The 23,416-nt window shown below is 72.9% G+C and carries 19 protein-coding genes; 9 read left to right on the forward strand and 10 right to left on the reverse strand.

The features are described 5' to 3' along the window. Positions 1-45: 45 nt before the first annotated feature. On the reverse strand, positions 46-528 hold the full coding sequence (locus HW130_RS17900) for an MGMT family protein (protein ID WP_305737804.1): 483 nt from the start codon (positions 526-528) through the stop codon (positions 46-48). Positions 529-734: 206 nt separating this feature from the next. On the opposite strand from HW130_RS17900, the gene HW130_RS17905 reads away from it, so the two are divergent. From HW130_RS17905 to HW130_RS17915, 3 genes are all read left to right on the forward strand, one after another. Continuing rightward, positions 735-3,611 carry a lysylphosphatidylglycerol synthase transmembrane domain-containing protein gene (locus HW130_RS17905; protein ID WP_177150616.1) on the forward strand — a complete coding sequence of 959 codons (2,877 nt, stop codon included), beginning with the start codon at positions 735-737 and terminating at the stop codon, positions 3,609-3,611. 137 nt (positions 3,612-3,748) lie between these two features. Beyond that, the gene (locus HW130_RS17910; RefSeq protein ID WP_177150617.1) at positions 3,749-5,305 is read left to right on the forward strand and encodes an alpha/beta hydrolase; all 1,557 of its coding nucleotides are present in this window, start codon (positions 3,749-3,751) and stop codon (positions 5,303-5,305) included. 59 nt (positions 5,306-5,364) lie between these two features. Further along, the gene (locus HW130_RS17915) at positions 5,365-6,957 is read left to right on the forward strand and encodes an alpha/beta hydrolase (protein ID WP_177150618.1); all 1,593 of its coding nucleotides are present in this window, start codon (positions 5,365-5,367) and stop codon (positions 6,955-6,957) included. A 112-nt stretch (positions 6,958-7,069) separates the two neighbouring features. Here the strand turns inward: HW130_RS17915 and moeZ are convergent, their stop codons facing one another. The 7 genes from moeZ to HW130_RS17950 form a co-directional block, all read right to left on the reverse strand. After that, positions 7,070-8,248, reverse strand: a complete 1,179-nt coding sequence (gene moeZ / locus HW130_RS17920; protein WP_177150619.1) for an adenylyltransferase/sulfurtransferase MoeZ — start codon at positions 8,246-8,248, stop codon at positions 7,070-7,072. A 61-nt stretch (positions 8,249-8,309) separates the two neighbouring features. Next, a complete protein-coding gene (locus HW130_RS17925; RefSeq protein WP_177150620.1) occupies positions 8,310-9,071 on the reverse strand; it encodes a spherulation-specific family 4 protein in 762 nt (253 codons plus the stop codon). Next, on the reverse strand, positions 9,059-10,018 hold the full coding sequence (locus tag HW130_RS17930) for an NAD(P)-dependent oxidoreductase (protein ID WP_177150621.1): 960 nt from the start codon (positions 10,016-10,018) through the stop codon (positions 9,059-9,061). The genes HW130_RS17925 and HW130_RS17930 overlap by 13 nt, the downstream gene beginning before the upstream one ends. Positions 10,019-10,171: 153 nt before the next feature. After that, positions 10,172-11,752: a hypothetical protein gene (locus tag HW130_RS17935; RefSeq protein ID WP_177150622.1), complete on the reverse strand. Its 1,581-nt coding sequence runs from the start codon at positions 11,750-11,752 to the stop codon at positions 10,172-10,174. Beyond that, entirely contained in the window at positions 11,749-13,416 is a 1,668-nt protein-coding gene (locus tag HW130_RS17940; RefSeq protein ID WP_177150623.1) for a DUF3492 domain-containing protein, read from the reverse strand. The genes HW130_RS17935 and HW130_RS17940 overlap by 4 nt, the downstream gene beginning before the upstream one ends. A 219-nt stretch (positions 13,417-13,635) precedes the next feature. Further along, complete coding sequence (locus tag HW130_RS17945; RefSeq protein WP_177150624.1) at positions 13,636-14,892, reverse strand: DUF3152 domain-containing protein; 1,257 nt, start codon at positions 14,890-14,892, stop codon at positions 13,636-13,638. An 8-nt stretch (positions 14,893-14,900) separates the two neighbouring features. Beyond that, positions 14,901-15,866, reverse strand: a complete 966-nt coding sequence (locus tag HW130_RS17950; RefSeq protein WP_177150625.1) for an alpha/beta fold hydrolase — start codon at positions 15,864-15,866, stop codon at positions 14,901-14,903. 136 nt (positions 15,867-16,002) lie between these two features. On the opposite strand from HW130_RS17950, the gene HW130_RS17955 reads away from it, so the two are divergent. The 4 genes from HW130_RS17955 (at position 16,003) to HW130_RS17970 (ending at position 17,871) form a co-directional block, all read left to right on the forward strand. Further along, complete coding sequence (locus HW130_RS17955; RefSeq protein ID WP_177150626.1) at positions 16,003-16,224, forward strand: hypothetical protein; 222 nt, start codon at positions 16,003-16,005, stop codon at positions 16,222-16,224. Between the two features lie 182 nt (positions 16,225-16,406). Further along, complete coding sequence (locus tag HW130_RS17960; RefSeq protein WP_177150627.1) at positions 16,407-17,063, forward strand: TetR/AcrR family transcriptional regulator; 657 nt, start codon at positions 16,407-16,409, stop codon at positions 17,061-17,063. A 118-nt stretch (positions 17,064-17,181) separates the two neighbouring features. Continuing rightward, positions 17,182-17,409, forward strand: coding sequence for a DUF3107 domain-containing protein (locus tag HW130_RS17965; RefSeq protein ID WP_309140465.1), 228 nt, complete (start codon positions 17,182-17,184; stop codon positions 17,407-17,409). Between the two features lie 192 nt (positions 17,410-17,601). Next, positions 17,602-17,871 carry a hypothetical protein gene (locus HW130_RS17970; RefSeq protein ID WP_177150628.1) on the forward strand — a complete coding sequence of 90 codons (270 nt, stop codon included), beginning with the start codon at positions 17,602-17,604 and terminating at the stop codon, positions 17,869-17,871. A 138-nt stretch (positions 17,872-18,009) separates the two neighbouring features. On the opposite strand, the gene HW130_RS17975 is transcribed toward HW130_RS17970, so the two are convergent. After that, on the reverse strand, positions 18,010-18,735 hold the full coding sequence (locus HW130_RS17975; protein WP_177150629.1) for a ferritin-like fold-containing protein: 726 nt from the start codon (positions 18,733-18,735) through the stop codon (positions 18,010-18,012). Positions 18,736-19,237: 502 nt separating this feature from the next. Between HW130_RS17975 and HW130_RS17980 the strand changes: the two genes are divergently transcribed. After that, positions 19,238-21,313, forward strand: a complete 2,076-nt coding sequence (locus tag HW130_RS17980; RefSeq protein WP_177150630.1) for a DEAD/DEAH box helicase — start codon at positions 19,238-19,240, stop codon at positions 21,311-21,313. Positions 21,314-21,485: 172 nt separating this feature from the next. Continuing rightward, positions 21,486-22,346, forward strand: a complete 861-nt coding sequence (locus HW130_RS17985; protein ID WP_177150631.1) for an alpha/beta fold hydrolase — start codon at positions 21,486-21,488, stop codon at positions 22,344-22,346. An 8-nt stretch (positions 22,347-22,354) separates the two neighbouring features. Here HW130_RS17985 and HW130_RS17990 read toward each other — a convergent pair whose 3' ends face one another. Then, positions 22,355-23,254, reverse strand: a complete 900-nt coding sequence (locus HW130_RS17990) for an NYN domain-containing protein (RefSeq protein ID WP_177150632.1) — start codon at positions 23,252-23,254, stop codon at positions 22,355-22,357. Positions 23,255-23,416: the final 162 nt, after the last annotated feature.

Consider the following 23,416-nt stretch of genomic DNA (forward strand, 5'->3'; position numbering starts at 1 on the left):
GCAAGGGACGCTACGCCCTGCCGCGCCGTGCGGGCAGCGGTCGCGTCACGTACCCCGTACGGTCGTCGGACCGCCCGCAGCGCCGCCGTTTGGCGGAAGCTGTCCTATGTGAGCCCCGTTGTGAGCCCCTTCGCTGTGAGGCACATCTCCCGGAACGGCGACGCCCGGGCTGGCGTCGCGCAGCTCCACGCCGTCCCACCGCGCCCGCTTCATATCGAGACGCGGCAGATGTCCCTCGGCGACGCGCGACGCGTCCCGCAGCGGTGTGCCCTCCGCGCGATAGTGGTCCAGGGCGCGCAGCTCGTGGCCGGGCAGCAGGACTCCGTCGGCCCGCACGACGCGCCACCACGGCACGGGGCCGCCGTAGAGCGCCATCACGCGGCCGACCTGGCGGGGTCCGCCCTCGCCGAGCCACTCCGCGACGTCCCCGTACGTCATCACGCGGCCCGGCGGGATCAGCTCGGCGACCTCCAGAACCCGCTCCGCGTATGCGGGGTACTGCGGCAACTCGTCCATCCGGTCGTCCATCCGACCCATCCTGCCGCATGCCACCGACAGCGCCCCGGAGAGGGTGCGAACCGGCACACAGGCGGCAAAGAGGAGCATCTCGCGGCCCCGACGCCCCCGCGATACACCCTGATGCCCCCCTCTGTCGTCCGGTCGTGCCACCATCGTGCGGGCGGTGACTGGTGATACGAGATCAAGAAGAGACCGAGACGGCGAAGGAGCAGGGCGTGCAGCCCTCGAAGGCGGCAGGCGGCCCTGAGCGCGAGCCGCATCCGGAATTGCCTGCTCCGCCGACCGGCCAGGACGCCGCGAAGCCCGCGGCGGACGGGGAACCGACGGCCGGCGCGGACTCCGCCACGCCCGCGGACGCCCCGGCCGGCGCGGACGCCACCACGCCTCCGGACACCACCGCGGGCATCACCCCGCCCGCCCCGCCCGCGGACGCGGGAGCCGGTGCCACCCCGCCCGCGGACGCGGTAGCCGGCGAGCCCGCCGGCGGACCCCACGGCTCGACCCGTGCCGACGTGAGCCGGGCCGACCGGGTCTCCGGCGACGAGCCGCTGCTCGCCGCCCGGGTCCACCGCCCCTCGGACCTGATGCGGCTGCTGGTCGGCATCCTGGCGATCGCCGTCGTCCTGGCCGTCGCGGCCTTCGCCCAGGGCACCACCACCGGTCTCGAGTCGGACATCAGCAAGGGCACCGGTCAGGCCCCGGACCTGCTGGTCAAGCTCGCGGGCCTGGTGTCCAGCATCGCCGTGCTGCTCGTCCCGGTCGCCTTCGCCATCGAACGCCTGGTCAAACGGGACGGCCTGCGGATCGCGGACGGCGTGCTCGCCGCGGTCCTGGCCCACGGCGTGACGCTCGCCACCGACCTGTGGGTCTCCCGCAGCGCCCCCGGCAGCCTCCAGGACGCGCTGACCCAGCCGCAGACGAACGGGCTGACGGACCCGGTGCACGGCTACCTCGCGCCCGTCATCGCGTACATGACCGCCGTGGGGATGGCCCGCAGGCCGCGCTGGCGCGTGGTGCTGTGGGTCGTCCTGCTGCTGGACGCGTTCGCCATGCTGGTCGCCGGGTACACCACGCCCTTCTCGATCATCCTGACCGTCCTCCTCGGCTGGACCGTCGCGTACGGCACCCTCTACGCGGTCGGCTCCCCGAACGTCCGCCCCACCGGCCAGAACCTGCTCGCCGGCCTGCGCCACGTCGGCTTCCGCCCGGTGTCCGCGATGCGTGCCGAGGACACCCCGGAGAACGCCGACCAGGACCGCGGCCGGCGCTATCTCGTCTCGCTGGAGGACGGCCCCCCGCTCGACGTGACCGTCGTCGACCGCGAGCAGCAGGCGCACGGCTTCTTCTACCGGGTGTGGCGGCGTCTGACCCTGCGCTCGATCACCACGCGCCGGTCCATCCAGTCGCTGCGCCAGGCCCTGGAGCAGGAGGCGCTGCTGGCGTACGCGGCGATCGCCGCCGGCGCCAACGCGCCCAGGCTCATCGCCACCTCCGAGCTCGGTCCCGACGCCGTGATGCTCGTGTACGAGCACCAGGGCGGGCGGGTGCTCGACGCGCTGGAGGACAAGGAGATCACCGACGAGGTGGTCCTGGGCGCCTGGCGTCAGGTGAAGGCGCTCCAGTCCCGGCGCATCGCGCACCGCCGGCTCGCCGGGGACGCGATCCTGGTGGACCAGGCGGGCCGGGTGGTCCTGACGGACCTGCGGGGCGGCGAAATCGCGGCCGGGGACGTGGTCCTGCGCATGGACATCGCCCAGCTGCTGACCACACTCGGTCTGCGGGTGGGCGCCGAGCGGGCGGTCGCCGCGGCCGTGGAGGTGCTCGGCCCCGACAAGGTCGCCGACTGTCTGCCGCTGCTCCAGCCGATCGCGCTCACCCGCTCCACCCGTGCCACGCTGCGCCAGCAGGCGCGCGAGCGGGCGCAGCGCGAGCGCGAGGCGGCGCTGGAGGCCTCGGCGGCGGCCCGGAAGGCCCGTACGCCACATGCGGCGGCCGACGACCGCAAGGCGGCCCGCAGGGTCGAGCGCGCGGAGAGGCAGGCCGACAAACGGGCCCTGGACGAGGCGATGGAGGAGGCCCGCGAGGAGGACCTGCTCTCCCAGATCCGCCGCCAGGTGCTGCTGATCCGCCCGCAGGCCCCCGTGGAGCCGGTCCGGCTCGAGCGGATCAGGCCCCGTACGCTCGTCAGCTTCATCGCCGGTGCCGTCGCTGCGTACTTCCTGCTGTCGCAGATCGCGGGGATCAACTTCGGCACGGTCTTCGACAAGGCTCACTGGGGCTGGGTCGCCGCTGCCCTCGGGTTCTCGGCGCTCAGCTATGTGGCGGCGGCGATGAGCCTGCTGGGCTTCGTCCCCGAGCGGGTCGGGTTCGGGCGGACCGTGCTCGCGCAGGTCGCCGGGTCGTTCGTCAAGATCGTGGCACCGGCCGCGGTCGGCGGTGTGGCGCTCAACACGCGCTTCCTCCAGCGCTCGGGGGTGCGGCCGGGACTGGCCGTGGCGAGCGTGGGCGCCTCGCAGCTCTTCGGGCTGGGCGCGCACATCCTGCTCCTGCTGTCCTTCGGCTACCTGACCGGGACGGAGCGGACGGCCTCCTTCACACCGTCGAGGACCGTGATCGCGGGCCTGCTGACGGTCGCCGTGCTGGTGCTGGTCGTGACGGCGATCCCGTTCATGCGCAAGTTCGTCGCCACGCGGCTGCGGTCGCTGTTCGCCGGAGTGGTGCCGCGCATGCTCGACGTGCTCCAGCGGCCGGTGAAACTGCTCACCGGCATCGGCGGGATGCTGCTGCTGACCGGCGTTTTCGTGCTCTGTCTGGACGCGTCGATCCGGGCGTTCGACGGCGGGAACCAGCCGCTCAGCTACGCGAGCATCGCCGTGGTGTTCCTCGCGGGCAACGCCCTCGGGTCGGCCGCGCCGACACCGGGCGGTGTGGGCGCCGTGGAAGGCGCGCTCGTGGGCGGCCTGCTGCTGGTGGGGGTGCCCACGGAGGTCGCCGCACCCGCCGTGCTGCTGTATCGCACGATGACGCTCTGGCTACCGGTGCTGCCCGGGTGGTTCGCCTTCAACCACCTCACACGCAAGGGTGCGCTCTGACAGCGGCCCTCCCCCGGACCGCCCGGGAATCACCCGTAGGGAGCAGTGGGGCCACCCGTACGGTGCCTTGACCGGTCCGCCACCCGCATGGACCGTTCGCCCGTGCGGAGCAAGCCGCGCCGTCGCACGATGGCCCCATGCCGACCACTCGTACAGCGGCTCGTACGGCCGCCGTCGCCACCGCCGTCGCCGTCCTGCTGACTGCCGCCGGCTGCGGGGGCGGCGGGGGGGACGACGAGGACCGCCCCAAGGATCTCGCCGCCCAGGTGCTGGAGTGGCAGCCGTGCCCGGCGCCCTCCGAGGCCGAGGGCGGCGGGACGAAGCCGTCTCCGCTGCCCGGGGGCACCGTCTGGGAGTGCTCGTTCCTGGACACGCCGCTCGACTGGGACGAGCCGGACGGCGAGACCATCGAACTGGCGCTCATCCGCGCACGCGCACGGGACCAGGCGAACCGCATCGGCTCCCTCCTCTTCAACTTCGGCGGCCCCGGCGGCTCCGGCGTGGCCACCCTGCCCGCCGCCGCCAAGGACTACGGCACCCTGCACACCCGCTACGACCTGGTGAGCTTCGATCCGCGCGGGGTCGGCCGCAGCGTGCCCGTGGAGTGCCTGGACGACCGCGAGATGGACGCGTACGTGGCCCAGGACTCGACGCCCGACGACGCGTCCGAGGAGAAGACGTTCGTCGAGGGCGTCCAGTCGTTCACCGAGTCCTGCGAGGAGAACTCGGGCAACGAGCTTCCCCATGTCGCCACCGTCGACGCCGCGCGCGACATGGACCTGATCCGCCAGGTCCTCGGCGACGACAAGCTGCACTACTTCGGGATCTCCTACGGCACCGAACTCGGCGGCGTGTACGCCCACCTGTTCCCGCAGCGGGTGGGGCGAGCGGTGTTCGACGCCGTGGTCGACCCGAGCGAGAACTCCGAGCAGGGCTCCCTCGGCCAGGCCGAGGGCTTCCAGCTGGCGCTGACCAACTTCCTCAAGGACTGCGTGAGCCGAGGCGACGACTGCCGGCTCCCCGGCTCCACCGTCGGGGAGATGCAGGACTGGATCATCGGGTTCCTCGACGGCCTGGACAGGAAGCCGATCGCCGGCATCGGGGAACGCAAGCTGACGCAGAGCCAGGCGCTGAACGGCATCGCGCAGGCTCTGTACTCCCGCGAGTACTGGGAGCTGCTGGAGCAGGGCCTCGACGAGGCCGAGGGCGGCAGCGGCGCGCTGCTGCTCGCGCTCTCCGACGCGTTGACCGGCCGCTCGGAGACCGGCACGTACAGCAACATCCAAGCGGCCGGCATGGCCATCGGCTGCGCCGACTCCAAGGAGCGGTACACGCTGGAGCAGACCAAGGCGAAGCTGCCCGCGTTCCACAAGGCGTCACCCGTGTTCGGCGACTTCCTGGGCTGGGCCCTGATGAGCTGCACCGACTGGCCGGTGCCGGGCATGTGGTCGCACCCGGACGTCTCCGCCCCGGGCGCCGCGCCGATCGTCGTCATCGGCAACACGGGCGACCCGGCCACTCCCTACGAAGGGGCCAAGGCGATGAAGGAGGCCCTCGGCAAGGGCGTGGGCGTCCAGATCACCTACCGGGGGCAGGGGCACGGCGCGTACGGCAACAGCGCGTGCGTGGACCGCGCCGTCGACGCCTATCTGCTGAACGGCAGGGTCCCGAAGGACGGGACGGTCTGCCGGTAGACCGGTCCCGAGGCCCCCTAGGATGTCGAAACTGTCTTCGAACGCCTTGGGGGGCCGGAATGAGGAACCGAGTCCGTGCGGGGGCCGCGGCGGCCGCGGTCCTGCTGCTGGCCGGTGCGGCCGCGGGATGCGGCAGCCCGGGCCAGGACACGCAGGACGGCAGGAACAACGCCGCAGCGTCCTCACCCGCCTCGGCCTCCGCCTCCGCGGACAGCGGCCCTCAGGCCGTGACGCTGCCCGCGTCGCTCACCGGCCAGCGGCTGGACTGGGGCGCCTGCGAGGCTCCGGTCAAGGCCTACGGAAGCTACGCCGAGCGGCCCGGCCGGGAGTGGCAGTGCGCCACGCTCAAGGCGCCGCTCGACTACGGCGACCCCACCGGGGAGACCATCGGCATCGCCCTGATCCGCTCCGTGGCGAAGGATCCGGGCCGGCGCATCGGCTCGCTGCTGTTCAACTTCGGCGGTCCCGGCGGCTCCGGTGTCGCCGCGCTCCCGAACGCCGCCAAGGGCTACGGCGCCCTGCACCAGCGCTACGACCTGGTCGGCTTCGACCCGCGCGGCGTCGCCGAGAGCTCCGCGGTGGTGTGCCGCGGCGACAAGGAGACCGCGACGTCGCTGGCGCTGGACTCCACCCCGGACACGCCTGCCGAGGAGAAGGCGTACCTCGCGGACTCGGCTGCCTTCGGTGCGGGCTGCGCGGCGCGGTCCGGCCGCGTGCTGCCCCATGTCGGCACGGTGAGCGCCGCCCGCGACATGGACCTGATCCGCCAGGTTCTCGGCGACGAGAAGCTGCACTACTTCGGGTTCTCCTACGGCACCGAACTCGGCGGCGTGTACGCCCACTTGTTCCCCCGGAACACCGGGCGGCTCGCGCTGGACGCGGTAGTCGACCCCTCGGCCGACTACGTGGCGCACTCGCGCAACCAGGCCCGCGGTTTCCAGCGCGCGCTGGACAACTACTTCCGCAGCCGCGGCATCGGCGCCGCCGAGGGCACCGCGCGCGTGGTGAAGCTCCTGCGCCGACTGGACCGTGAACCGCTGCCCGCGAACGGCGGCCGCGAGCTCACCCAGAGCCTCGCGGTGTCCGGCATCATCATGCCGCTGTACTCCGAGGACAGCTGGAAGTACCTGACGTCCGCGCTGAACTCGGCGGAGAACGGGGACGGCACGCAGCTGCTGCTGATGGCCGACTCGTTCAACAACCGCGACGAGGACGGACGGTACGGCACGCAGGACCATTCGCAGCGCGCCATATCGTGCGCGGACGCCAAGGGCCGTGTGACGGGGGACGAGGTCCGCTCCCGCCATCTCGCCGAGTTCACCGAGGTCTCCCCCGTCTTCGGGCCCTACCTCGCCTGGGACCTGGCGGGCTGGTGCGCCGACTGGCCGGTCCCCGGCGCGTCCGACACCCCCGAGGTCTCGGCGAAGGGCGCCGCGCCGGTCCTGGTCGTCGGCACGACGGGTGACCCGGCGACACCGTACGAGGGCGCGCGCCGGATGGCGGACGAGCTCGGTGCGGGCGTCGGTGTGCTGGTCACCAACAAGGGCGAGGGGCACGGGGCGTACGGCGGCGGATCCTGTGCGAAGCGCACGGTGGACGCGTACCTGCTCGACGGCAAGGTCCCGGCGGACGGCACGACCTGCACGTCGTGAGGCCGCGCCCGCGCCTCCGGCGAGAGGCATGAGGCGCGGCAGGTCTTACCGAGCGAACAACGGCAGGGGCCCCGGACCGCACACGCGGTCCGGGGCCCCTGCACCGTGCTGGTCAGTAGACCGGCTTCTCCGGCTCGATCTGGTTGACCCAGCCGATCACGCCGCCGCCGACGTGCACCGCGTCGGCGAAGCCCGCCGACTTGAGCACCGCGAGGACTTCCGCACTTCGGACACCCGTCTTGCAATGCAGGACGATCTTCTTGTCCTGCGGCAGGTCCTGGAGGGCGCTGCCCATCAGGAACTCGTTCTTCGGGATCAGACGCGCGCCCGGGATCGAGACGATCTCGTACTCGTTGATCTCGCGGACGTCGATGATGTCGATGTTCTCGCCGTCGTCGATCCACTCCTTGAGCTGCTTGGGAGTGATCGTCGAACCGGCCGCCGCCTCCTGGGCCTCCTCGGACACGACGCCGCAGAAGGCCTCGTAGTCGATGAGCTCGGTGACGGTCGGGTTCTCGCCGCAGACCGCGCAGTTCGGGTCCTTGCGGACCTTGACCTGGCGGTACTGCATCTCCAGGGCGTCGTAGATCATCAGCCGGCCGACCAGCGGCTCACCGATGCCGGCGAGCAGCTTGATCGCCTCGTTGACCTGGATGGAGCCGATGGACGCGCACAGCACGCCCAGCACGCCGCCCTCGGCGCAGGAGGGGACCATGCCCGGCGGCGGGGGCTCCGGGTAGAGGCAGCGGTAGCAGGGGCCGTGCTCGGACCAGAAGACGGAGGCCTGACCGTCGAAGCGGTAGATCGAGCCCCAGACGTAGGGCTTGTTCAGCAGCACGCACGCGTCGTTGACCAGGTAGCGGGTCGCGAAGTTGTCCGTGCCGTCGACGATCAGGTCGTACTGGCTGAAGATGTCCATCACGTTCTCGGCCTCGAGCCGCTCTTCGTGGAGGACGACGTTCACGTACGGGTTGATGCCCTTGACGCTGTCGCGGGCGGACTCGGCCTTGGAGCGGCCGATGTCCGCCTGGCTGTGGATGATCTGACGCTGCAGGTTCGACTCGTCGACCTCGTCGAACTCCACGATGCCGAGCGTGCCGACACCGGCCGCGGCGAGGTACATGAGGGCCGGCGAACCCAGGCCGCCGGCGCCCACACAGAGCACCTTGGCGTTCTTCAGCCGCTTCTGCCCGTCCATCCCCACGTCGGGGATGATCAGGTGGCGGGAGTACCTGCGGACCTCGTCGACGGTGAGCTCAGCAGCTGGCTCGACCAGGGGTGGCAGCGACACGGGGACTCCGTAGATCGGTATCAGTACGGTTGTTCTTCCGGTAACACTGCCACGGCCCTTCTCATTCCGAGACACCCGGTCCGATCTGCGAGACGATTTCGTCCCAGTAGCCGGGCAGCGCCTCGTATGGCCCGCTTTGCCCCTTTCCTGCATCCGGAGATCCCCGGTCGGTGAAGAAGATCGTCCCGGCGCCCTGCCAGCGTGCGATCCGGGTGGCCTCCTCCAGGTGAGTGCGCGGCACCCCGTGGACGAAGTGCGCGAACCGCTCCGGCGGGTAGTCCGCCGTCCACTCCGCCACCTGCGACCAGCGGTAATCGGTCCACGGCCCCGAGAACGTGACCAACTGGTCCGCCGCCTCCGCGTAGCCGGGATACGGGTGCGTGCCGTGCCCCAGGACCAGGTGCCCGCCTCCCGTCATGGCGTCCAGCGTGGCCGTGGTGCGCCGCACCTGTGCCAGCTCCGCGCGCTCGACCGGACAGCGGTCCAGGAGGAAGCCGTCGACCCGGTACCAGTCGGCGAAGTGCTGAGCGTCACAGACGATGTCGCCGAACGAGCGCTCCCCGCGCGCGAGATCGAGATGCCCGAGGACGCGGACCCCGGCGTTCCTCAGCCGGCCCGCCGCCTCCAGGCAGTGCGGGTCGGGCAGAGCGCCGGGACCGTCCGCGACATTGAGGACCACCCAGTGCAGCGGGGCCCCAGGACGGGTCAGTTCGGCCCATTCGACGGGCGCGAGCAGCGGATGTGCACAGCCCGGGATGCCGAAGCCCAGCCTGTCCGCGCCGGTGGCCGAGAGCGTGGTTCCGGAACTCGTCAGATGCGGCATGCCGCCTCCATCCAGATGTCGGCGAGGGATTCCTCGAGGTTGATGCGGGGCCGCCAGCCGAGCCGGTCCCGCGCGGTGCGCACGTCGGCCTGCTGCCAGCCGCCGCATCCGTCGGGGTACGGGGAGGGTGTGGCGGCCAGGTGCTCGACGACGGACTCGGTGCGCGGGGCGCCGATACCGGGGCGGACCGAGGGCGCGTCCAGTTCGTGCAGCGCGCCCGCGAAGCCGGCGACGCGGGCGAGGGTCGTCGTCGCGTCCCTGAGCTTCACGGCACGACCGGTGCCGATGTTGACGACGCCCTGCGCGGCGGACAGGGAGGCGGCGTGCACGGCGCGCGCAACGTCCCGGACGTCCACGAAGTCGCGCTGCACGCCGAGGCCGCTGAGCTTCAGCTCCCCGTCGCCCTGCTGCATCGCCCGGCGCATCGCCTCGGCGAGGCGGCCGAGCGGGGAGCCGGCCGGGGTGCCGGGCCCCACGGGCGAGAAGACCCGCAGGACGACGGCGTCGAGTCCGGAGCCGAGCACCAGCTCGGTGGCGGCGAGCTTGCTGACCCCGTACGGGCCGCCGGGGCGCGGCACGGCGTCCTCCGCCGTCGACGAGCCGTGCTGGGACGGGCCGTACTCCGAGGCGCAGCCGATCTGCACGAGCCGTGCGCCGCAGCCGCTGCGGCGCAGCGCCTCGCAGACGGTGGCGACGGCGACGGTGTTGTGCCGGGTCAGTTCGCGGGCACCGCCGCGGGTGGCGCCCGCGCAGTTGATGACGACACCGGGGTGGACGGCGCCGAGGAAGCGCGTGAGCGCGCCGGGGCTGCCGCCTGAGAGGTCGAAGCGCACATCGGCGTCGTCGCCGCGGCCGAGCGTCGTGAGGTGCACGGCCGGATCGGCGAGAAGCCGGTCGGCGACGAACCGGCCGAGGAATCCGTTGGCACCGAGCAGAAGCACCCTCATCGTGCGGCTCCTCGGTGCCGACGGGCCGTGTGCGGGTGGTTCGGGGTCATGCGCAGTCTCCTTCGGGTGTTGCCGTTCGATGCCATGGACGCCGGGTGTCCGCGGTGTCGGCTCCGCGGGACACGTCGGCCTGTTCCACCGGTGTGCGGGTGTTCAGCGGGTGTGGGCGGAGGCCCGGGCGAGCACCGCGAACGCGTGGGCGGCAAGGCCCAGCGCGGTGGCCCCGCAGGCCAGTACGGGTACGGCGGCCACGCCCCACGCCCCGACGAGCGCCTCCACGGGACGTGCGACGAGGTCGAGGCCGGGCAGCCTGCCCGACAGCAGCAGGGCCGGCGCCGCGACCTCGACGGCGCAGGCGGCGGCCAGGGCGGCCGACGCGGGCTCCGGGAAGCCGTGGACGACGAGCAGCCGGGCCAGGAAGAGCAGCGTGCCGAGGACCGCGGCGGGCCCGAGCGTCCCCGCGCCGGGCAGGACGAGCCCGGTCAGTGCGACGAGTGCGCCGAGCGCGGCGACGTACAGCAGGAGGACGGCGAGCAGCAGGGGGCGTGTCCCGGCGGCGAAGTCGTCCAGTCCGCAGCTGGGACCGAGCCTGCGGCGCGCCCGTGCGGCGAAGAGGTCCGCGCACCAGGCGGCCGGGGCGACGGCGAGGGCGAGCGCGACGACGGGGGCGGGGGTCAGGGGCCACAGGCCGTCGGGGCCGCCGGCGACGACCTCGGCCGTCAGCGCTTGGCCGCCTGCCGCGTAGAGGAGCAGCCAGAGTGTCCACAGGCGTGCGGCGGGGAGCGTACGGCCCCGGGCGCGCAGAGGGCCGCTGCGCAGCGCGAACAGGAGCGCGAGGCCCGTGGCGAGTGCGCCGATCGCGCCGGACGCGAGCCGGGCGGCGCCCTCGGTGGCGGCGGTGCCCGCGACCGCGAGGGCGCACACCACGCCCGGCAGCAGCGGCGTCAGGTACGGCCCGGCCCGCCCGGCGCGCGAATCGGCGGCGCGCGCCGGGCGGTCGTCCGTGGTGGCGGGGACCCGCTCGGCCCGCGCGAACATCTCCTCTGCGAGCGAGAACACGTCCCGGTGCCGGAAGCGGGCAGCGGTGCGGTCGGTCAGCCCGTGGGCCTCGAGGCCGGCGGCGATCTCCAGGGGGTCGACGGCCTGTTCGCACAATTCGCGGTGCCGGTGGATGAGCCCTTTGACGGGATCGACGCCGCCGCGTCGCACGGCGCCGCTCGTGGACCCGCCCCGCACGGGGGCGCCGGCACTGCGGAAACGGTCCCGCCCGGCCGCGCCGCCAGTGGCCGCGCCGTCCGGGGCGGACCCGCCGGTGCTCGCGGCACCGTCGTCACCAAGGGCCCGGCGCGGAGCGTCCGCCCCCGGACCACCGGCGACCGTCCGGTCGACGGCGCCAGGGGGCGCGCCTGACTCGCCACGTCCCAGGCTGTCCCCGGCGGCCTCCCGGAGCATGCCGGTCGGTGCCGGACGGCCGAGGGGCTCGGCAGGACGGATCCCGCCGAGGGCCTCGCCCTCCACGCCGGCCCGGTCCCGCGCGGAGGAGGGCTCGGGGCCGGCCTCCGGAACGCCGCCCGGCGCGGATTCGGCGCGGATGTCGTCGAGTGCCGTCAGGGCCGCCCGGGCCCACACCGCGTGGTCGTCGCCGGCCGCGGCCTCCAGGCCGACGCCGAGGTCCTGGTGCAGGGCCGTCGGCTCCTCGGGGGCCGTGTTCCCCGTGACGCGTGACGCGTTCACCGGCCTGCCTCCTTCCCGGCCTCGGGTGCCGAGCCTTCGCCGACGAGCCCCGGTCCGGGGGCCGTCGCCCAGCTCGGCGTGTGCGTGCCCGCGCCGCCCGTCCAGCCGCCCGGCACGTGCGCTTCGGCCGGGTGCGAAAAGGGCAGCGGCTCCCCGTCGGCGTCGACGGCCTCCCGCTGCACCGGCGAGTGCGAGATCAGCTCCAGGTAAATGCCGCGAAATGCCGTCAGGTTCTGTTCCACGGTGAAGAGTTCGAGCGCGCGGGCACGCGCGGCAGCGCCCAGTCGCGCCCGGCGCTCAGGGTCGCGCAGCAGCGCCAGGCACGCGTCCGCGAGCGCCCGCGGGTTGCGCGGGGGCACGACCAGCCCCGTGCCGCCGATGACTTCGACGACCGCGCCGACGTCCGTGGACACCGTGGCCCGGCCGCAGAACATCGCCTCCGCCAGGCTGACGGGGAAGCCTTCGACCACGCTGGAGAGGACGACGACCGCGCCGGCGGCGTAGGCGTCGGCCAGTTCGGGTGTCTCGGGGCCGCCGATCTCCTCGAAGGAGACCGGATTGTCCCCGACGGCGTGCGCGCCCGCGGCCTCGTCGGGGAAGAGCTGTGCGGCCAGGGCCCGGCAGTGGGCGAGGTAGGTCGCGGCCTCCTCTCCCTGCGCCGGTGCGCCGAACAGCCGCAGGCGCGCGGCCGGCTCCTCCTTGCGGACCTCCGCGAAGGCGTGCAGCAGGGCGATGAGGTCCTTGGCGGGCTCGATCCTGCCGACCCAGACGAGGGTGTGTCCGTCCCCCGCGTCGTCGCTCTCGCCGACGGCCGCGAACCGGTCCGCCTCCATGCCGGGGTGAACCGTGCGCAGCCTGGCGCGGTCGGCACCGCTTTTCTCCTGCCAGCGCCGGGTGTGACCGTTGCCGGGGGTGATGACGGCGGCCTGCCGGTAGAGCTCGGCGGCGAGCTGTCCGTGGAACCCGGCGAGCATGGCCCGTAGGGGACCGCTCAGTCCGGCCTCGCGCCCGGCGAGGTACTGCGCGCGCAGGTGGACGCCGTACTCGGTGACCAGCAGCGGGACTCCGCAGAAGCGTTTGGCCACAAGGCCGGGCAGCGCTGCCGGTCCCCCGGACGCGGCGTGGCAGAGGTCGGCCGAGGCGAGGGCGTCGTCCTCGTACCAGTCGAGCGACAGGGGGCGCAGGGCGTGCTCCAGGCGGTCGGCGACACTGAGCAGGTCGGCGACGGTCACCCCCCGGAGGGCGCGGTGTGCGCCGGGCGCGCGGCAGGCGGACTCCAGAGTGCACAGGGCGGCTTCGGACCGCAGGGCCGCGTGAAGTCCGCCGTGGTCGCGGGCCAGGTCCGCGAGACCGTACAGGCCGTCGGCGAAGCCGTCGCCGCCGGCGCAGACCGCGGCCGCCAGGTCCCCGAAGTGTCCGGCGAAGCGCCGCCGTTCGCGCCGCCCGTGGCGCACGCCGTCGTCCGCGGGCGCCCACAGACGCGCCGTGCGTACCTGGCGCACCTGGGGCGGCAGAGCGGGCGGTCCCTCCTGAGGGGCGCTGCGGCTGAGCGCGTAGACGTCGAACTCGTGCTGCGCGAGACCGCGTACCAGCCGGTCGCACCAGAGCCCGGACTCACCCGCCGCATACGGATAGGCACCGTCCGTAAGCAATCCGATCCGCACGCGTACACCCCCGATCTCCCTTGTGGGCGGCCGCCGTTGGTTTCCGGCGGCTCTCGGCGGGACGACGTTATGCGGATGTGGCGGTGGCGCGACGGACGGTTGTCCATTGCACCACCAGAAGGGGTGAACGCCCGTAACTTTCGCACCCAGGTAGCGTTCTGTCGCGCTACAGTGCGTTTTCGTCACGCAGAGTCATGCTGCGGCCAGCTCCGCGCGGCCTCATTCCCCGGGGTGCACCCAGGGGTTCGGCTTGCACTCGACGCCGCCGATGTCCAGCGACTTCGTCTGCTGCTGCATCACCGGCGCCAGCGCCCCCGGCGTCCGGCAGTTCACGTGGTTGTGGCCGAGCCGGTGCCCGACCTCGTGGTTGATGAGCATCTGCCGGTAGGCGAGCATCGCGCCCGGCCCGAACGTCTCGGCGCCCTGCGCCCACCGGTACGCGTTGATCATCACGCGCTCCGTCGACGCGGAGTCGCACGAGACGTTGTCGACGGTCGTGTCCAGACCGGACTTCGCGCACCAGGTGGCGGTCGTGCCGGGGCTCGCCAGAGTGATGACGAAGTCGGGCCGGCCCGACGAGATGCGCTCGAAGGTCATGGCCCCGCCGTGCGCCCAGCTCCGCTCGTCGTTCAGCGTCTCCTGGACGGCCCGGGCGAACAGGCCCCGGTCCAGGCCGAGCCCCTTCTCGACGTCGATCCGATAGCGGATCTTGCGCCCCTTGCCGGGCGCCCTGTCCAGGCCGGGCACCGCCTCGAATTCCCCGGACGCCCGCAGTTCGGGGTCGATGGGGAACTGCCGGGTCATCAGCTGCGCGTATGTCGGGGACGCGGGCGGCCGCGCCGCCTCCTGGGCGGGTGCCGGCCTGCCGTCGGACCGGCCGGGGCGCTCCTGCACGGCCCGGCGGTCCTGCTCCGACGACCGGGCTCCGGCGCTGTCGTGCCGGTCGGCGGCCACCTGACCGGCGACGACGACCGCGAGGACCGTGGCCACGGCGGCGGCCGCGACGCCGGTGAACGTGCGTCCCTTGCCGCCCTTGGCCAAAGGCTCCCCGGCCTCGTCGGCGCCGAGCGCCTCGGCCTCGGGGGCCGGATCGCTGGCGGGCCCGTACGGGTCGGGGGCCGGGCCGGCCGCCGGCGCGTCGAAGGCCTCGACGAACTCCCGGCGCGGGCCCGGTATGCGCGGTCCGCCCACCGCCGCGGGCGGCGGCACGGTCCGCACCTGCTGCTGCGTACCGGTCTGCCAGTCGCCCCAGCCGCCGCCTGACTCGTGGTGCTCGGGGTGCCCGCCCCTGGCCGGTCCGGCGAAGGGTCCGGTCCCGGCGGAGGTGTGCTGCTCGGGGCCGGAGCCCGCCGACCGCCTGCGCCGACCGCTGCCGGGCGAGGCCACGGCGGCCTCCCGCTCCCCGGAGGCCGGACCGGGTGCGCCCCCGGAGCCGGCGCCCTTGGGTACGGGGCCCTTGCGACTGTGTCGTCCCACGCCCCGGATCAGCTCCCACTGCAGTCGTCGAGCAGTTCCCGGAATGCCTGGGCGACCGTTTCCGGGTACTCCATCATCGCAACGTGCCCGGCGTCCGGGAGCGTCAGCAGCCGGGAGTCCCGGAACACCGCTGCCGCCTTGCGCGCCATACGGTACGAGACGAGCTGGTCCTTGCGCCCGTAGACGAGCAGGGTCGGCGCGAGGACGCGCTCCGCCTGACGCCACAGCCCGTGCTGTCCGCCGAGCGTGTACGCGTCGACGATGCCACGTGCGGACCTGGTCATCGCGTCCCAGAAGTACGGAAGGCGCAGGCGCCGCTCCATCTCCTCGACCGCGTTGCGCAGCGCCTCCTCCGTCACCCGTGCGGGGTCCCCGTAGCAGAGCGCGAGTACCCCGCGGGTGCGCTGTTCGGCGCTCCACTCCTTCGTCAGCCGCGCGAACAGCAGGGCCACTCCGGGCAGGGCGAGCAGCCCGGTGGGAAGCGCGGAGCGCTGCACGCGCAGCTCGGGCAGCGCGGGCGAGACGAGGGTGAGCGTGCGCACCAGGTCAGGACGGACGGCCGCGACCCGGGTGCACACGGCGCCGCCGAGCGAGTTGGCGAGCAGGTGGACGGGCCCGCGGTCGCTCGCGTCGAGGAAGCGGATGACCGCGCGGGCGTGCCCGGTGACCGAGTAGTTGCCGTCGTCCGGCGGCGGCGAGTCACCGAAACCGGGCAGGTCGACGGCCTCGCCGTCCACCACGTCCTCGAGGTGCGCCATCAGCGCCGACCAGTTCTGCGACGAGCCGCCGAGGCCGTGCACGTACAGCGCGGGCGGCAGCCCGGCGGTGGCCGGCGGGCGCGAACGGACGGTCAGGGTGAGGCCCGGCAGGGTGACGGAGCGCAGCCTCTCGCCCTCGGCGACACGGACGGTCGCGACCTTGGGGGCCACCGCGGCATTCGCGGCGGCGGTGCCCGGCAGCTCGGTCGAAGACATGCGGGCAATGTTACGAGACGATCACGCCATGACTCGTGTGTTCGGTGTCACAGATGCGGCACGTACCGCGTAGCGCCCGCCATCAGGAACTCCTAGGCTCGTACTAAAGGGCGCATTCCAGGGAAAGCGGTGCGGTATGACAGTCGATCCCACTGAACCGGAAACCTTCACCGAGGACGACGACACCGCCACGACCGACGACTCGGAGGTCCCCGAGGCCGACGCCGCCGAGCAGCACACCGACGTACGCCCGGAACGGGACGATCAGGTGAACCGCGCCGATCCGGACGCCGCGAACGAGGCGGACGCCGCCGAACAGGCGCGCGTGGTGGCGCTCGACGAGGACGACTACCGGTGACCTGCCGCGCTTGTCGCCGGTATGTCCGCGTATTGCCCGCGAACAGGCAGCTTCCGTGACTGTCCGGTCCGTGAAATTCTGCGTCCGCACCACGCACTCCGTCGTTACCCAAAAGTACGATGGCGGCGCGGCGCACAGCGCGTACGGAAGAACTGTGCTTGTTCAACACATTGGGAGGCGGCGTGACAGCCATCGAGCAGACAGAGGCGGCGCGCCCGCGGGGCACACGCCTGCCACGCCGAGCCCGCAGAAACCAGCTCCTGGGCGCGGCCCAGGAAGTCTTCGTGGCTCAGGGGTACCACTCGGCCGCCATGGACGACATCGCCGAGCGGGCCGGCGTCAGCAAGCCCGTGCTCTACCAGCACTTCCCCGGAAAGCTGGAGCTCTACCTCGCGCTCCTGGACCAGCACTGCGAGTCGCTGCTCCAGGCGGTCCGCACGGCGCTCGCGTCGACGACGGACAACAAGCTGCGCGTGGCGGCCACGATGGACGCCTACTTCGCTTACGTGGAGGACGAGGGCGGCGCGTTCCGGCTCGTCTTCGAGTCCGACCTGACGAACGAGCCCGCGGTCCGCGAGCGGGTGGAGCGGGTCTCGTTGCAGTGCGCGGAGGCCATCTCGGACGTGATCGCCGAGGACACCGGCCTGTCCAAGGAGGAGTCGATGCTGCTGGCCGTGGGCCTCGGCGGTGTCTCCCAGGTCGTCGCGCGCTACTGGCTCTCCAGCGGCTCCGGCATCCCGCGGGACACGGCGGTGCAGCTGCTCACGTCCCTCGCGTGGCGCGGTATCGCGGGCTTCCCGCTGCACGGCAGCGAGCAGCACCCGGCCGAACAGCACTGAAGCTGTTCGCTCCTGGCGTTCCCCACCCGCGCCTGCCGTGTCCCGTGTCCCGGCTAATGTGTGCTGCGTACGGCGCGTTGATCGCGCAACGCAACTGACCGTTCGGAGGGACATAGCCGTGGAGGTCAAGATCGGCGTGCAGCACGCGCCCCGGGAGATCGTTCTGGAGAGCGGGCAGTCCGCCGAGGAGGTCGAGCGCGCGGTGGGCGATGCGCTGGCCGGCAAGGCGCAGCTGCTCAGCCTGACGGACGAGAAGGGCCGCAAGGTCCTGGTGCCGGCCGACCGTCTCGCCTACGTGGAGATCGGCGAGTCGACGACGCGACGTGTGGGATTCGGCGCCCTGTAGGCACGGGGTCGATCACATCGAAGGAGGGCCCGGCGGTTTCCCGCCGGGCCCTCGCCCCTTTCTTCCCCAATGCCGGATTCCCCTGTTCAGGGCCCTTTTTCGCCTACTCAGGGGAGGGTTGTGATCCGTTGCCCCGGGGTAGTACGGGCTGTGACCGTTCCTGCCGCGCCGGCGTCCGTGAGGTGATCAGCAGTGCTCCTGGAAGCGCTCGGTTCCGTCCTGATCGGCTTGGCCCTCTCCTGGGCCGCGACGCGCCACCTCGCCGAACGGCTCCCGTCCCGCCGGGCGGTGTTCACCACGGGCACGCTGGGCGCAATGTTCGGCGCCTATGTGACGCATGTGGCGCTCGGTCCCGGCCATGAGCTGGTGACCCTGATCGGCTCCGCGGCGATCGGCACCGTGCTGCTGTCGCTGCTGCTGCGCCCCTCGACACGCAGACTGCACCGCGCGTTCCCTTTCTGAAGGACGACGACGACCGGCCGCGCGAGGAAGGGCGGCCGGGCAGGAAGGCCGGCCGCTTCAGGCGGCACCGAGGCCGACCGCACGAGCGTGACGCGGACGCATCCGGCCGGCCGGATGCGTCCGCGTGAGGCCGGACGGTCAGGCGGCCAGCCCCAGGGCGGCCATCCGTTTGGTGTGCGCCTTGGTGATCCGGGAGAACATCTCGCCGACCGCGGCCAGGTCGAAGCCGTCCGCCACACCGCCCACGAGCATCGTCGAGAGCGCGTCGCGTTCGGCGACGACCCGCTGCGCCTGGGACAGCGCCTCGCCCATCAGCCGCCGCGCCCACAGGGCGAGCCGGCCGCCGACGCGCGGGTCGGCCTCGATCGCGGCGCGCACCTTCTCGACGGCGAAGTTGCCGTGACCGGTGTCGTCGAGGACGGCCAGCACCAGGGCCCGGGTGTCGCTGTCCAGGCGGGCCGCGACCTCGCGGTAGAAGTCGCTGGCGATCGAGTCGCCCACATACGCCTTGACCAGGCCCTCCAGCCAGTCCGACGGTGCGGTCTGGCGGTGGAAGTCGTCCAGTGCCTGGGCGAACGGCTCCATCGACGTCGTCGGCTCCGCCTCGATGGCCGTCAGCCGGTCCCGCAGCTGCTCGAAGTGGTGGAACTCCGCCGAGGCCATCTTCGCCAGCTCCGCCTTGTCACCGAGCGTGGGCGCGAGCTTCGCGTCCTCGGCGAGGCGCTCGAAGGCCGCCAGCTCGCCGTACGCGAGCGCGCCCAGCAGGTCCACGACAGCGGCGCGGTACTGGGGTTCTGCGGAGGCCGCGGCCCAGTCCTGGGCGGCGATCCCGGTGTGTTCAGTGGCGTTGTCAGGCGTCTCCATGGAGCGCACAATAGCCCGCCCGCCGATCGGGGGAAGGGCCTGGTCAGCCGTGCCCCGAAGACGTTTCCTGGGAATTGCCCCAACACACATGCGCGATTCCGGGGTACAGTGGTAATGCGCCTGCTGAGCATCAGCTTTTTTTATCTGCTCAGTGGGCCGTCTGATGAATGAGGATGCCCGGTCGGTGGCCCGATCGGCTCCGACCCGACCGCCCTCCACGCGGACAGTGCGTACACAGTTGCGTGCGACCGCAGATGAGGGGCCCCCTCCAGCGGCACGACGCTCGAGCGACGGCAGTGGTCCCGCGCCATCCGGCCAATCCACGGCCGGCCCAGTACCCAGGTGCGGTACGACCCCCCAGCGTTCGCCTCGCGCCGCGTCTCACAGAAGAGGCAACACCCTGACTACGCAGCCCAAGACTTTCCGGGATCTCGGGATCCTCCCCGAGACCGCCGAGGCCCTCGAGGCCGTCGGTATCGTTTCCCCCTTCCCCATCCAGGAGATGACGCTCCCCGTCGCGCTCTCCGGCACCGACGTCATCGGCCAGGCCAAGACCGGCACCGGCAAGACGCTCGGTTTCGGCCTGCCGCTGCTGGAGCGCGTCACCGTCCCCGCGGACGTCGAGGCCGGCCGGGCCCGGCCCGAGGAGCTGACCGACGCCCCGCAGGCGCTCGTGGTCGTCCCCACCCGTGAGCTGTGCACCCAGGTCACCAACGACCTGCTGACCGCCGGCAAGGTGCGTAACGTCCGCGTGCTCGCCATCTACGGCGGCCGGGCGTACGAGCCCCAGGTCGAGGCGCTCAAGAAGGGCGTCGACGTGATCGTCGGCACCCCCGGGCGCCTGCTCGACCTGGCGGGCCAGAAGAAGCTGAACCTCTCGCACGTGCGCGCGCTCGTCCTCGACGAGGCCGACGAGATGCTCGACCTGGGCTTCCTGCCCGACGTCGAGAAGATCATCCAGCTGCTGCCCGCGCGCCGTCAGACCATGCTGTTCTCGGCCACCATGCCGGGCGCGGTCATCGGCCTCGCCCGCCGCTACATGTCGCAGCCCACGCACATCCGCGCCACCGCGCCGGACGACGAGGGCGCGACCGTCGCCAACATCACGCAGCGCGTCTACCGCGCGCACTCCATGGACAAGCCGGAGATGGTCTCCCGCATCCTGCAGGCCGAGGGCCGCGGGCTGGCGATGATCTTCTGCCGTACGAAGCGGACCGCCGCGGACATCGCCGACCAGCTGGCCCAGCGCGGCTTCGCCTCGGGCGCGGTCCACGGCGACCTCGGCCAGGGCGCGCGCGAGCAGGCGCTGCGGGCCTTCCGCAACGGCAAGGTGGACGTGCTGGTGTGCACCGACGTCGCCGCGCGCGGCATCGACGTCGAGGGCGTCACGCACGTCATCAACTACCAGTCGCCCGAGGACGAGAAGACCTACCTCCACCGCGTCGGCCGCACCGGCCGCGCGGGCGCGAGCGGCACCGCCGTGACGCTGGTGGACTGGGACGACATCCCGCGCTGGCAGCTGATCAACAAGGCGCTGGACCTGAAGTTCCCCGACCCGGTCGAGACGTACTCCACGTCCCCGCATCTGTTCGAGGAGCTGAACATCCCGGCGGGCACCAAGGGCGTCCTCCCGCGCGCCGAGCGCACCCGCGCGGGTCTCGCGGCGGAGGAGCTCGAGGACCTGGGCGAGACGGGTGGCCGCGGCCGCCGGTCCGCGCCGACGGCCGTGCGCGAGGAGCGCCCGGAGCGTACGCGTACGCCGCGTCAGCGGCGGCGCACGCGCGGCGGGGCCGAGGTGGACGCGCCGTCCGTGCCGGAGCAGTCCGCCGGCCCGGCCGAGGAGCCGACGCAGCCGCGCACGCCGCGCCGCCGTCGCCGTACCCGAGTGAACGCGCAGGCGTCGCCGGCGGCGACGGCCGCGGTGGAGACGGTCGAGGCCGCCGTCACCGTTGCCGAGCCCGCCATCGAGGCGGAGGAGGCACCCCGTCCGCCGCGCCGCCGCACGCGTGCGTCGCAGGCGGTCGAGGCGTCGGCGTCCACCGTGGTCGTGGAGACCGCGACGATGGCGGAGACGGCGGAACCCGCGGAGGAGAAGCCGCGTCGCCGCCGCACGCGGGCCGCCACGCCCGAGGCCGAGGTCGAGCCGGCTGCCGCGGTAGCCGTCCAGGAGCCGGAGGCTGAGCCCACGCCGCGCCGTCGCACGCGTGCGACGAAGGCGGTCGACACCGCCGAGGGCACGGAGCCGGAGGCCCAGCCGCGCCGCACCCGCGCCGCCAAGGCGGTCGAGACGGCGGAAGGCACCGAGCCCGAGGCCAAGCCCCGCCGGGCCCGCGCCACCAAGGCCGCCGAGACCGCCGAGGCCGCGGAGCCGGAGGCCAAGCCCCGCCGTACCCGTGCCGCCAAGGCGGTCGAGACGGCGGAAGGCACCGAGCCCGAGGCCAAGCCCCGTCGCACGCGTACGCGGAAGGCGGCGGAGCCGAAGGCCACGGCGGCTGCCGGTACGGCGGCCGAGGCGGAGGCGGAGCCCAAGCCGCGCCGCACCCGCACGCGCAAGGCCGTGGCGCAGCCCGAGAGCTGACGCCACCCGCACGACGAGACGGCCCGGCCCCCGGAAGGGGGCCGGGCCGTCGGCCTTTCCCCGCCCCGCACCTTCCCGTGACGGGAGCCTCATGTGGGCTCCGCCACAGAGCCCGCCGTACGGCCCCGTCCCGCGGACGCCACCTCCTCGGCCCCGCGCTAGCCTCGGGACCATGAGCCGGCCGCCCACCTTCGTACCGCCCGCCTGTGCCCGGTCCCTCCTTCTGCCGACCGTGCGCGGTGACTTCGCCGTGCTCGACGCGCGGCCGCCCGCCGGGACTGTGCGCGGCACCGTGCTGATGCTGCCCGGGTACACGGGGAGCAAGGAGGACTTCATCGCCCTGCTCGAACCGCTCGCCGACGCCGGTTACCGGGCCGTCGCGGTCGACGGGCGCGGCCAGTACGAGACCGACGGCCCCCGGGACCAGAAGGCCTACGCCCAGGGCGAGTTGGCCCGTGACGTGCTGGCGCAGGCGGCGGCAGCCGGCGGAAGCGTGCACCTCGTCGGGCATTCGCTCGGCGGGCAGATCGCTCGCGCCGCCGTACTCCTGGACGCCTCGCCGTTCCTGACGTTCACCCTGATGTCCTCCGGCCCCGCCGAGGTCAGCCCGGCCCAGCGGCAGCGTGTGGAGCTGCTCGCCGACGCGCTCGGCGTGATGACGATGGACGAGGTCTGGTCGGCCATGCAGGCCATGGAGGCGGTCGCTCCGGAGGATCTCGACGCGTCACGGAACGGCGACCGGGAGGACCTGCGGCGGCGCTGGCTGCGCCACAACCCCGCCCAACTGCTCGCCACGGGACGGCAGCTGACCTCCGAGCCGGACCGGATCGACGAGCTCGCCGCGGTGCGGCCGCTGCCCAAGCACGTGCTGTCCGGGGAACGTGACGACACCTGGCCCGTCCCGCTGCTGGACGAGATGGCGCGCCGGCTCGGCGCGCACCGGACCGTCGTCGCGGGCGCCGAGCACTCCCCGAACACCGACCGCCCCCGGGAGACCGCGGAGGCCCTGCTGCGGTTCTGGGACCGGCAGTGACCGATCTCTCACAACTGGGACTCCAGGTGCTGCCAGAAGCCGTCGCGCAGCGCACGCCGCAGGACCGCGTGTCCGCGCAGTGACCGCTGGAGGAGCTGTTCCGCCTCGATCAGCAGGTCCTGGTCCACAGGACCCGGCAGGTAGGGGTGGCCGGGCAACAGCTCGGCCATCGCGGCACGGCCCCGTTCCCCCAGCCAGTTCGCCGCGATCCGGGCGCCGATGAGGCGCACCTCGTCACGGGAGGGCGGTGGCGCGCCCTCGTTCTCGTAGGTCGTGACGGGCCGGCGGGTGATGTAGGGGCGGCAGAAGTCGAGGTCGAACGTCCGCCTGCTGTCGACCTCCCAGAGCAGCGGCTCCGCCTGGTTGCCGCCCTCGGCGGCCTCGATGCCCCACAGGTGGACGCGTGCGCCGTAGCCCTGCGCCGCCTCGACCGCCGAGACGAGGTCCTCGTCGCCGCCGATGAGGGCCGCGTCGCTGATGGCTCGGTGCCGGGCGAGGGACTCCAGGTCGGAGCGGATCAGGGAGTCGACGCCCTTCTGCTGGTTGTTCGCGTTGAGGTTGCCGAGGCGCACCTTGACGTCGGGCAGTTCCGCGATGGACTGCTGCTCGGGGGTGTGGATCCGGCGGCGGGCGCCGTCGTACCAGTACACCCGCAGCAGGCGGCTGTCGGCGAAGATCGTGCGCGCCTTGTCGATGAAGGCCTCGATCAGCCCCTCGGCGTCGAGGTCGAAGGCCCTCCGGTCCTCGGTGCCCGCCACCAGCAACCCGGCCGCAGCATAGACGTAACCGGCGTCGACGAAGATGGCATGGGTCGAAGGGGTCGTCGCGACCTCGGCGAGCATCCGCTGCAGGAGCTCGTTGGTGCGCTCCAGGCGGGCGGCGATGCGGGCGATTTCGGCGTCGTTCATACGAGGCTCATTGTCCGTGTCCGGAGCACTACCCGCCAGTAGTTAGGCATCCGAAAAATTTCCTTAGCGTAGGGAATGTTTGCAGGATGCACTGCGTTGTGGACCTGTGTACCCAGACGGAGAATTCCGTCTGTCAGCAGTTCTCCTTCAGGAGGATCAGAC

The sequence above is a fragment of the Streptomyces sp. PKU-EA00015 genome, from assembly GCF_013387495.1.
Taxonomy (GTDB): Bacteria; Actinomycetota; Actinomycetes; order Streptomycetales; family Streptomycetaceae; genus Streptomyces.

Coding starts and splice junctions, on each gene's coding strand:
- HW130_RS17900 (WP_305737804.1), bottom strand. CDS start 528: ATGGACGACCGGATGGACGAGTTGCCGCAGTACCCCGCATACGCGGAG.
- HW130_RS17910 (WP_177150617.1), top strand. CDS start 3,749: ATGCCGACCACTCGTACAGCGGCTCGTACGGCCGCCGTCGCCACCGCC.
- HW130_RS17915 (WP_177150618.1), top strand. CDS start 5,365: ATGAGGAACCGAGTCCGTGCGGGGGCCGCGGCGGCCGCGGTCCTGCTG.
- HW130_RS17925 (WP_177150620.1), bottom strand. CDS start 9,071: ATGCCGCATCTGACGAGTTCCGGAACCACGCTCTCGGCCACCGGCGCG.
- HW130_RS17930 (WP_177150621.1), bottom strand. CDS start 10,018: ATGAGGGTGCTTCTGCTCGGTGCCAACGGATTCCTCGGCCGGTTCGTC.
- HW130_RS17950 (WP_177150625.1), bottom strand. CDS start 15,866: ATGTCTTCGACCGAGCTGCCGGGCACCGCCGCCGCGAATGCCGCGGTG.
- HW130_RS17955 (WP_177150626.1), top strand. CDS start 16,003: ATGACAGTCGATCCCACTGAACCGGAAACCTTCACCGAGGACGACGAC.
- HW130_RS17975 (WP_177150629.1), bottom strand. CDS start 18,735: ATGGAGACGCCTGACAACGCCACTGAACACACCGGGATCGCCGCCCAG.
- HW130_RS17980 (WP_177150630.1), top strand. CDS start 19,238: ATGACGCTCCCCGTCGCGCTCTCCGGCACCGACGTCATCGGCCAGGCC.
- HW130_RS17985 (WP_177150631.1), top strand. CDS start 21,486: ATGAGCCGGCCGCCCACCTTCGTACCGCCCGCCTGTGCCCGGTCCCTC.
- HW130_RS17990 (WP_177150632.1), bottom strand. CDS start 23,254: ATGAACGACGCCGAAATCGCCCGCATCGCCGCCCGCCTGGAGCGCACC.